The sequence below is a fragment of the Streptomyces calidiresistens genome (assembly GCF_014141525.1).
Lineage (GTDB): Bacteria > Actinomycetota > Actinomycetes > Streptomycetales > Streptomycetaceae > Streptomyces > Streptomyces calidiresistens.
The window spans coordinates 1-9,817 of sequence record NZ_VKHS01000121.1; the positions used below are offsets into that span (position 1 = coordinate 1).

Annotated in this window: 10 protein-coding genes and 1 pseudogene; 7 read left to right on the plus strand and 4 right to left on the minus strand. The window is 71.8% G+C overall.

What is annotated here, in order from left to right; translation table 11 throughout:
- The 5 genes and pseudogenes from FOE67_RS07890 to FOE67_RS07910 form a co-directional block, all read left to right on the plus strand.
- A pseudogene (locus tag FOE67_RS07890) lies at positions 1–632 on the plus strand (transcriptional regulator); the annotation flags it as partial.
- Between the two features lie 177 nt (positions 633–809).
- Entirely contained in the window at positions 810–1,409 is a 600-nt protein-coding gene (locus FOE67_RS07895) for a dihydrofolate reductase family protein (RefSeq protein WP_182661892.1), read from the plus strand.
- 1,017 nt (positions 1,410–2,426) lie between these two features.
- The gene (locus FOE67_RS07900; RefSeq protein WP_182661894.1) at positions 2,427–2,786 is read left to right on the plus strand and encodes a hypothetical protein; all 360 of its coding nucleotides are present in this window, start codon (positions 2,427–2,429) and stop codon (positions 2,784–2,786) included.
- Complete coding sequence (locus tag FOE67_RS07905; protein WP_182661895.1) at positions 2,783–2,974, plus strand: helix-turn-helix transcriptional regulator; 192 nt, start codon at positions 2,783–2,785, stop codon at positions 2,972–2,974. Before FOE67_RS07900 ends, FOE67_RS07905 begins: the two co-directional genes overlap by 4 nt.
- A 198-nt stretch (positions 2,975–3,172) precedes the next feature.
- Positions 3,173–3,706 (plus strand): GNAT family N-acetyltransferase, encoded by a 534-nt coding sequence (locus FOE67_RS07910; protein WP_182661897.1) that lies wholly within the window; start codon positions 3,173–3,175, stop codon positions 3,704–3,706.
- A gap of 191 nt (positions 3,707–3,897) precedes the next feature.
- On the opposite strand, the gene FOE67_RS07915 is transcribed toward FOE67_RS07910, so the two are convergent.
- Entirely contained in the window at positions 3,898–4,350 is a 453-nt protein-coding gene (locus FOE67_RS07915) for a MarR family winged helix-turn-helix transcriptional regulator (RefSeq protein ID WP_182661899.1), read from the minus strand.
- Positions 4,351–4,513: 163 nt separating this feature from the next.
- On the opposite strand from FOE67_RS07915, the gene FOE67_RS07920 reads away from it, so the two are divergent.
- Both FOE67_RS07920 and FOE67_RS07925 read left to right on the plus strand, forming a co-directional pair.
- Positions 4,514–5,497 carry an NAD-dependent epimerase/dehydratase family protein gene (locus FOE67_RS07920; protein ID WP_182661901.1) on the plus strand — a complete coding sequence of 328 codons (984 nt, stop codon included), beginning with the start codon at positions 4,514–4,516 and terminating at the stop codon, positions 5,495–5,497.
- A 768-nt stretch (positions 5,498–6,265) separates the two neighbouring features.
- Entirely contained in the window at positions 6,266–6,700 is a 435-nt protein-coding gene (locus tag FOE67_RS07925; RefSeq protein ID WP_182661903.1) for a VOC family protein, read from the plus strand.
- A 96-nt stretch (positions 6,701–6,796) separates the two neighbouring features.
- On the opposite strand, the gene FOE67_RS07930 is transcribed toward FOE67_RS07925, so the two are convergent.
- From FOE67_RS07930 to paaD, 3 genes are all read right to left on the minus strand, one after another.
- On the minus strand, positions 6,797–7,966 hold the full coding sequence (locus tag FOE67_RS07930) for a pyridoxal phosphate-dependent aminotransferase (RefSeq protein WP_182661905.1): 1,170 nt from the start codon (positions 7,964–7,966) through the stop codon (positions 6,797–6,799).
- Positions 7,967–8,138: 172 nt separating this feature from the next.
- Positions 8,139–9,227, minus strand: coding sequence for a 2Fe-2S iron-sulfur cluster-binding protein (locus FOE67_RS07935; protein ID WP_182661907.1), 1,089 nt, complete (start codon positions 9,225–9,227; stop codon positions 8,139–8,141).
- Positions 9,205–9,711 carry a 1,2-phenylacetyl-CoA epoxidase subunit PaaD gene (gene paaD, locus FOE67_RS07940; RefSeq protein ID WP_182661909.1) on the minus strand — a complete coding sequence of 169 codons (507 nt, stop codon included), beginning with the start codon at positions 9,709–9,711 and terminating at the stop codon, positions 9,205–9,207. Before paaD ends, FOE67_RS07935 begins: the two co-directional genes overlap by 23 nt.
- Positions 9,712–9,817 lie beyond the last annotated feature (106 nt).

Consider the following 9,817-nt stretch of genomic DNA (forward strand, 5'->3'; position numbering starts at 1 on the left):
GGACCGACCCGGCTTCGGTGGGCGACTCCGTTCCGTTGCGCGTCTCCACCCGCCCCCACGCCTTCCCGGACCCGTGCAGCCGGCACTACCTCCTCAACCGTCCGCCGGACGAGGTGCCCCCGCCGCCCTTCGAGCAGGACGCCCCCGTCTGGGTGGCGGCTTCCGGGGCGGTGACCGCCGGGGAGCAGTTCGTGGAGATCACCGTCCAGGGTGTCGGTGAGGGGACGGTGATCCTGCGGGATCTCCACGTGCGTCTCGTCGCCAAGGGGGCCCCGCTGCCGTGGAACGACTACATCATGGGAGTGGGCTGCGGCGGCAACGTCCCCACTCACCCGCTGGAGGTGGACCTCGACGCGGGACGTCCCGTGGCCGTACCCGGCTCCGACCTCCACGCCTTTCCCCACAAGGTGAGCGGGAGTGATCCCCTGGTGCTGTATGTCACCGCCCGCACGGACGACCACGACGTGCGGTGGTACCTGGAGTTGGAGTGGGTCGCCGATGACCGGCACGGCACGGTGCGCGTCGACGACGGCGGCGAACCGTTCCGCACCAGTGGTGCCCGGGGCCGCCCGGCGTACGTCTATCCGCTCGGGGCGGACGGCTGGACGGAGGCCCCGGGCGGCGGGGGATGAGCGGCGGATGCGTCCGGACGGGTTCGGTGTCCGCCCGGCGGCACGTCGGAGCGGACGGATTGTCAGAGGCGTTCCCTACTCTCCGAGGAGACGTGGACGATCACGACACGTCACCGGCCGTTCGCGGTGGGTGGGGTGCTCGTGGTCGCGTCCGACGACGCCTTGAGGAGGCGACCCATGCGTATCGTGCTGAGCGACTTCATGAGCCTGGACGGTGTGGTGCAGGCCCCGGGCGGGCCGCAGGAGGACACCGACGGCGGGTTCGCCCACGGCGGTTGGTCCATGCCGTACTTCGATGTCGAGGTGATGGGCGGTGCCATCGACGAGGCGATGAAGGACACCCGAGCCCTGCTGTTCGGCCGGCGCACCTGGCAGACGATGGCGGCGGCCTGGCCGGAGCGCGCCGGTAGCGACCCCTTCGCCGACCACATGAACGCGATCACCAAGTACGTCGCCTCCACCACCCTCACCGAGGCCGACATGACGTGGAACAACTCCACCCTCCTGCCCGCCGACAACGTGCTCGGGGCCATCGCCGACCTGCGCGCCTCGGGGGAGGGCGACATGCACGTGATGGGCAGCTCGGTCCTCGCCCGAAGCCTGGTGGAGAACGACATGGTGGACGAGTACCGCCTGATGATCTCGCCGGTGCTGCTCGGCGGCGGCAAGCGGATCTTCCCGGAGGACGGCGTGGCCCGGCACCTGCGGCTGGTCTCCCACACGATGGCCTCCACGGGCACGCAGGTCTGCGTCTTCCGCCCCGCCGACGCCGGTTGACCGGTCGGCGTCCGGCGGGTGGGGTGCCGGTGCGGGGTCCCCGATCGGCCCCCGTGCTCTGTTCGTCGAAGCACACGGAGCCTTTCGGAAGTGGCCCCGGGAGCCCGCGCGTCATGCGGCGTGGAGTGTGTGGCGCGACGTCATCTCGAAGGGGTCGAAGCCCCGGACCGCCGCCCGCGCACCCGGCCGCAGGGGTTCCCGTGCCGAACCCGGTCCACGAGGCGGCCCACCACCGCACCGTCATCGTGACGGGTCACCGGGCGCAGCGCGTTCCGATCCCGTGCCGGGTCACCGTGGTGGAGCTTCCCTTCCTCCGCGGGTCGGCCGGTGGCCATGAGGGCGTCGTGTCGTGCCCCGTCCTCGACGAACGATGAGGCCACGGATGCGATCGGGTGAGGAATTCCATTCGGGAAAGGGGAGTGGCGGTCACGGGCGTGAAAGAACCGTATTCCTGTTTCCGGGAGAACATCGAACCGTGCTGTCGTCGATTCGATAAACGGCGTTCGGTGATTTTGATGTATTCGAGGGTTCGGATGTGTTGATTCGAAGCGCTCGGGGTTCGGCTCGTCGGCGGCGCGTGGACGGGTCGGTGGGGTCGCGCGGATCCGGTCGTCGCGGGAGGACGTGCGGTCGCCGGGGGTGCCCGCGCGGACGGGCCGGGGTGCCGCTGTGCCGCTCGCGAGGTCGCCGCCCGGGGGAACGCCGGGTGCTGTCGAAGACCGCGCAAACCGCTGTGCGGCGGCCCGCCCTCCACCCGGCGGGTCGGGACCCGGCCGAACCCGCCGTCGAAACCGGGGGCTCTTCCACCGCCGACCCCGCCCCCGCTTCGTCACCGGCCACACCCTCGCCGAACGAACCCCTTGCGCCTCTGATCGGTGCGCCCCCGGGCAGTGCCCGGTGTCAAGCACGCTTGACACCGGGATGTGGCGCCTCGTAGCGTGTCAAGTGTACTTGACATCGCATCGAGGGGTGGCTCCCGTGCAGGCACACAACGAAATCAAGGCGTCCGCTCGACTCGTGCTCTGGACGCTCGCCTGGGCGGCGACCCTGGCCCTGGCCAGGTTCGGTCCGCAACTCCTGTGGGATACGCCGCAGCGGGCGGTGAGCTGGGCCGCCGTTGTCGTCAATCTCGCCGTCGGTATCGGCTGGATCATCGCCTTCACGCGCTTTCTCCGCACGCTCGACGAGCTGCAACGGAAGATCACACAGGAGGCTCTGGCGGTCACCCTCGGCGTGGGGTGGGTCGTCGGATTCTCCTATGTCGTCGCGGACGCCGCCGGCCTCATCGCCCGCGATGTCGATATCGCCCTCCTGCCCGTGCTCATGGGAGTCGTCTTCATGGTCGCCTTCGCCGTCGGTAGGATCCGATACCGATGAAGAACCGCATCACGGACCTTCGCGCCGAACGGGGTTGGACGCAGGCCGAACTGGCTCAGCGTGTCGGCGTGTCCAGGCAGACGATCAACGCGATCGAAACAGGGAAGTTCGACCCGAGCCTTCCCCTCGCCTTCCGTCTCGCCAAGCTCTTCGACCTGAGGATCGAAGCGCTCTTCCTCGACGAATGATCCCCATGCGTTTCTGATCGATATGCGTGGGTGAGGTGGAGGTGTCGACGCCGGAGTTGTTCGGCGCGGTCACCGTCGCCACCTGCCACAGGTGGGTGAACATCCTGTCGGGGGCGCCGATCGAGGGGACGAGGTGAGGAGAGGCCCCCGAATCCGGGTGCCTTGTGGGCCGGTGGGTGGGCCGGCAGGCTCGACTCCATGGGCATCTCGGTCAGGGCAGCGGAACCCGGGGACGTGCCGGCGCTGGTTCGTCTGCGTCTGGCCAATGCCGAAAGACACGTCCGGCTCGATCGGACCGTCTACCGCGTTCCCGACGGGGAGCGGGTGCGTGAGCACTTCGAGGAAGTCCTCGCGGATGAACCCGGGGTGGTGATCCTCGTCGCCGAGTCCTCGGGTGATGTGGTGGGCATGGTCGAGGTGGTCCCGCGCGCGGAACCCCCGGATCATCAGATCCTCGTTCCTCGCCGTTCGGCGGAGATCCACACGGTGGTCCTGGAGGGGCATCGAGGTGAGGGCATTGGGACGGCCCTGGTCTCGGCGGCGGAGCGGGCCGCCGCCGAGCGCGGAATCCGGCTCCTGTACGCCGGTGTCTTCGCGCCCAACGAGGAAGCCGCGCGTTTCTACTCATCGGCGGGGTTCGAACCACGCGGCATCCTGTTGAGCAGGGATTCGGGGGCCCACCGGTCGATCGATCCGGCCGGAGCCGGAGCGGGGCGACCGGCGCCCGCGTGAGGTCCGTTCCCGCCCGGGTGCCTCCGGGTGGGCGTCCCCGCCGTTGAGGTCGACGCGGGGAGCACGTCCGGGACCCGATCGGTGTCGGTGAACGGCCCCGGTGGACCTCGTGCCGGGACGCCTCCGGGCCGGGGATGTTCCATCGCCGGGATCGAACCCGCCGCGCTCACCGACCGGCTGTGCTCCGCCGGTCAGTCGCCCGCGGCGGACGTCTCATCGGCGGTGAGAACCTTCAGGATGTCCACCAATGCGGACAGCTGTTCCGCGGTGAGTGGACTGAACAGCTCTTCCGCCGCCAGTTCGTAGCCGGCCGTCCAATCCCGGGCCAGTGCGGCTCCCTGCGGGGTCACCCGGAGGAACACGGACCGGCGGTCGTCCTCGCCGGCGTGACGTTCGAGCATGCCGTCGCGGACGAGCGCGTCGACGAGCGACGAAGCGGTGCCCTGGGTGATGCCGACCGCGAGAGCGAGCTCGGTGACCCGCACGGGTTGCGACCGTGCCACCTCGACCACGACGCGGGACCGCGGTGTCGACACACCGTGCTCACCCAGACGTTCGTTGAAGTGACGGACGAGGATCTTCGCCGCACGGCTGAACTCGTCGGCCACCCGGGCCGCGGTCACGCGTTCCCTCGCGCCGGACATCGCCACCTCCTGCTTGACGCACCATCCTACGGCAGGTTACATAGACATAGATACATTGACGCCAAACCGTTCGGTGGCGATGTACCTGGCGCGCGGGCAAGCCGCTCGCCTCGCGGTACCCGAACCAGGGCGCACGGGACGTGCGTACACGAGGAGTGGAAGCATGAAGATCTTTGTCACCGGGGGCAGCGGTTTCGTCGGCAGCGCCCTCATCCATCGCCTCGTCACCGAAGGACACGAGGTCTCGGCACTCGCCAGGTCGGACTCGAGCGCCCGGCGCGTGCGTACGGCCGGGGCCACCCCGGTCCCCGGCGATCTCGCCGACCTCCGCGAGACCGATCCCCGTGCACAGCCGTGGCTCGCCGGACTGCGGGAGGTGGACGCGGTCGTGCACGTCGCGGCCCACATGGAGTTCTGGGGACCCGACTCCCTCTTCGAACAGGCCAATCTCGTGCCGACGGTGGCCCTGCACGCGGCGAGCGTGGCCGCGGGAGTGCGGCGGTTCGTGCTCGTCAGTGCCGCGTCCGTCTCCACGGGCAGCCAGCGCCTTCCCGTCGTGGACGAGCTGACGCCGGAGGGCAGGGCGAACATCGCCTACAGCCGGGTCAAACTGGCCACCGAACGCGCGCTGCTGAAGGCCCGTGGTGGAAAAACCGACCTGGTGGTAATCCGGCCACCGTTCATCTGGGGTCGAGGCATGGCGACCCTCGACGAACTGACCGAGGTCGCCGAGGCCGGACGGTTCTCCTGGATCGACAACGGCGAGCACACCGTCGACTTCGTACACGTCGAGAACCTGGTCGGCTCAATCCTCCTCGCGCTCACCCGGGGCCGTCACGGAGGCGTCTACTACATCACCGACGGCACCCCGATGCCCATCCGGAACTTCCTCACCCCCTTGCTCGCCACGCGTGGTGTGGACCTGTCCAAGAGTCGCAGCGTGCCCATGACGGTCGCGGCACCCATGGCGGCCATGATGGATCGCACGGCACGCCTGCTCCGCCGGAAGACGGCGCCCCCGCTGACGAACTGGCTCGTGAGCTGGACCGGCCGTGACCGTTCCTACGACATCACCGCAGCGAGGACCGAATTGGGTTACTCACCCGACGTGACGCTGGAGAAGGGCTTGGCGGAGATGAGGTCCTAGCGCACCGGCAACCGCGAGCCACCGGCGCTCCGCGGAAGAGGGCCACCTTGTCCCGGCCGTCGGGATGGCGGTGCGGCGGGGCGTCCGGGCCCTGCCCTCGCGGGGTCTCGGGTTCAGCGGTCCGAACTCGTCGACGCGGATCACCCGGCCCTCGTCGGGCGGGTGGTCGTAGAGGTCCGGGATCCGGTGCATCGTGGTCATGAAGTTCGGGTCGCCGGAGGCTTTCCGGGTGGAGGGGCTCTGCCGGGCACGCCGCCGGCACGCGGGATGCGACGCAGGGTCTCCCGGCCGATCGCCGCGACGGTGCCGCGGTCGAGCAGACGCTCGCGCGGCTTCGACAGTAATCGGGTGGGAAACGCGGCGATGCCCCGGGAGACGGGGAGGTCCGGGCGATCGGGCAGATCCGTTTCCGGACCGCCTCACCGATCACCCCGGGCGGCCCCCACTCCATTTCGGGTCCGGTGCCGCGAACCCCCGCTCGGTGAACGCGTGGATCACATCCCCGCACGCGATCGGCGCCGACCTGCATCAACACCACGATCGCCCGACGCCACCGCACCGGGTCCTCCCCCGTCCGGCCGATCCGGGCCGGCTTGCGGCCCTCCGCCGGCGACAACGGCCGGACGAACACCTCCGGGTACGCGTCCCCGCCGTTGACGCCGACTCGGCGGCCCCGCCCCGGGGTGCCTCCGGGCCCGGGCGCGTTCCTCCGCCGACTCCGATTTTATCGGGATGAGGTGGGGGACACCGCATGGTTAGGGTGGCCCGATGGCATCGGTCAAGCGGATCCAGATCACCTTCGACTGCGCGGACCCCCTGCGCGTGGCCCGTTTCTGGTGCGAGGTGTTGGGATATGTCCTCTCGCCGCCCCCCGAGGGGTTCGCCGGTTGGGACGACTTCGTCGACTCGCTGCCTGCCGGGGAACGGAGCCCGTGGGCGGGGTGTGCGGATCCCACGGGGGCGGGTCCGCGCCTGTACTTCCAGCGCGTTCCCGAGGGCAAGGTCGCGAAGAACCGGGTGCACGTGGACGTGCGCGCCGGCATCGGACTCGTGGGGGAGGAGCGCCTGGCCGTGCTCCGGGCCGAACGCGACCGCCTCGTCGCTCTCGGCGCGGTGTGCGTGCGGGTGATGCTCGCCGACGAGGAGAACGAGTCGTGCATCGTGATGCAGGACATCGAGGGCAACGAGTTCTGCCTCGACTGAGCACCCTCCGGTGCGGTCCGGGTGGGAGCCGGCCCACCCGGACCGCACCGGCATCACCCCGGCCGGACCGCAGAACGCGGCCGTTCCGACCGCCCGTCAGCCGGCGGGGGCGCGGAGGCGGTCCACGGCGTCCCGCAGCACCTCGACACGCTTGCAGAAGGCGAAGCGGACCTGGGAGCGGCCGGCGTCGGGGGTGTCGTAGTGGAAGACGGCGTTGGGCACCGCGACCACCCCGCACCGCTCCGGCAGGGCCCGGCAGAACGCCACGCCGTCCTTCTCGCCCAGCGGCGCCACGTCGGTGGTGATGAAGTACGTGCCCTGCGGCCGGTACACCTCGAAGCCGGCCTCCGTCAGGCCGTCGGCGAGCAGGTCCCGCTTGACGCGCAGATCCTCACGGAAGTCGGTGAAGTAGGCGTCGGGCAGGGCCAGGGCCTCGGCGACCGCGTACTGGAACGGCCCGGCGCTCACATAGGTGAGGTACTGCTTCGCCGTCCGCACCGCCGACACCAGCGGGGCCGAACCGGTCACCCAGCCGACCTTCCAGCCGGTGAAGGAGAAGGTCTTGCCGGCGGAGGAGATGGAGACGGTGCGTTCGCGCATCCCCGGCAGGGAGATCAGCGGCACGTGCTCGCCCTCGAAGACCAGGTGTTCGTAGACCTCGTCGGTGACCACCAGCAGGTTGTGCTCCACGGCCAGCCCGGCGATCTCGCCCAGCTCCGCGCGGCTGAGGACGGTGCCGGTGGGGTTGTGCGGGGAGTTCAGCAGCAGCAACCGGGTGCGGGGGGTGATGGCGTCCCGCAACTCGTCGAGGTCGGGCCGGAAGTGCGGGGCCCGCAGCGTCAGCGGCACGCGGCGGGCGCCGGCCATGTCGATGCAGGCGGCGTACGAGTCGTAGAAGGGTTCGAGGGCGATGACCTCGTCGCCGGGCTCCAGCAGGGCGAGCAGGGAGGCGGCGATGGCCTCGGTGGCGCCGGCGGTGACCAGGACCTCGGTGTCGGGGTCGAAGGTCAGGTCGTGAAAGCGCCGCTGGTGGTCGGAGATCGCGGCGCGCAGTTCCGGGATGCCGGGGCCGGGCGGGTACTGGTTGCCGCGCCCCTCGCGCAGCGCCCGCACGGCGGCCTCGCGGACCTGCTCGGGGCCGTCGGTGTCGGGGAAGCCCTGGCCGAGGTTGATCGCGCCGGTGCGCACCGCCAGCGCCGACATCTCGGCGAAGATCGTCGTGCCGTGGCCGTCCAGGCGACGGTTCAGCAGCGGTCTGTCGATCATCTCTCCACCGTCCTTGCCGGTCGTGCGGTGATCCTCCGGGCCCCGGTTCCCGGGCTCCCCGGGTGCCCCCGGTGATCCTTCCCGGACCCCGGGGGCCATCCTGGCGGAGATCCGCCGCGCGGTCACGCCGCCGATCCGGCCGGTGGGCCGACCTCCCGGCCCGCCGGCCGGGTCAGCGGTCGAAGTCCAGCTCCACCTCGGGGGTCAGCGGGCGGGACTGGCAGGCCAGCACGAACCCGGCGTCCAGCTCCTCGGACTCCAGCGCGTAGTTGCGGTCCATCCGGACCTCGCCGCGCACCAGCAGCGCCCGGCAGGTGCCGCACACCCCGCCCTTGCAGGCGTACGGGGCGTCGGGTCGGCCGCGCAGCACCGCGTCCAGCAGCGTCTCGCCCTCGCCGACCGGTCCGCCGCCGGAGCGGCCGTCCAGCGTCGCGGTGAGCATCGCGCCCCGGGCCGGACCGGTGGTCTCCCCACCGGGGGCGGCGGCCCGTACCGGGCCGGTGGGCACGTCGCGGGCGTCGTCCGGGTGGTACAGCTCGGTGCGCACGCGCTCGCGCGGCACCTCCAGGTCGCCCAGGGCGGTGCGCGCGCCGTCGATCAGGCCGGGCGGCCCGCACAGGTACCAGGCGTCCACGTCGGCGACCGGCAGCAGCGCCGGGAGCAGGGTCCGCAGCCGGTCGGCGTCCAGGCGCCCCGAGGCGGGGCCGGCGTGCAGGTCCTCGCGGGTGAGGCTGTGCACCAGCTGGAACCGGTCGGGGTACCGGTCCTTCAGCTCGGCGACCTCCTCGACGAACATGCCGTCGGCGGCGGTCCGCTCGCTGCGCAGCAGCGTGAACCGGGCCTCCGGCTCGACGGCCAGCAGGGTGGAGGCCATGGACAGCACCGGCGTGATGCCGCTGCCGCCGGTGATCGCCGCGACCCGGCCCGGCTTGGGCACCAGGGTGAACCGGCCGGCCGGCGGCATGACGGAGAGGGTGTCGCCGACCGCCAGGCGTTCCACGGCGTGCGCGGAGAACACGCCGCCCGGCAGGCGGCGGATGCCGATGGTCAGGTCGGCGGGGCCGTCGGGGTCCGTGGCCGGGGTGCAGATGGAGTAGTTGCGGCGCAGCTCGGTGCCGTCCTCCGCCCGGTGGCGCAGGGTCAGGTGCTGGCCGGGCAGGAAGCGGAACGCGGCGCGCAGGTCCTCGGGGACGGCGAGGGTGACGGCCACCGCGTCCGGACCCTGCCGCTCGACCGCCTCAACCCGCAGCTCGTGGAACATGGATCAGCTCCTTGACGTGGTCGAACGGCTCGCGGCAGGACTCGCAGCGGCGCAGCGAGGTGCAGGGGGTGGCGGAGAAGCGGCTCATCAGGGTGGTGGCGGTGGAGCCGCAGCGCGGGCAGCGGATGGCCAGCTCGACCGGCACCGGGCCGTCGGCGGCCCCGCCGGTCGGCCCGCCGGGGCGGGGCGGGGCCAGCCCGGCGTCGGCCAGGGCACGGCGCCCGGCGGGGGTGATGTCGTCGGTGGACCACGGCGGGGAGAGGACGGTGCGCACCCGCACCTCGGGCACGCCCGCCCCCCGCAGGGCGCTCTCCACGTCGCCGGCCATGGCCTCCACGGCGGGGCACCCGCTGTAGGTGGGGGTGATCTCCACGTCGGCGCGGGTGCCGTCGGGGGACAGCCGCACCGAGCGCAGCACGCCGAGGTCGCCGAGGCCGATGACGGGTAGCTCGGGGTCGGGGACGGCGGCGGCGATCCGCCGCAGCTCCTCCTCCCGGGCGGCGCCCGACGCCGGGGCGGGGCTTTCGGCGGTCCCCGAGGCCCCGGGGGCCCCGGCGGCCTCCCCGGCGGGGGGCGCCGGGGCCCCCGGG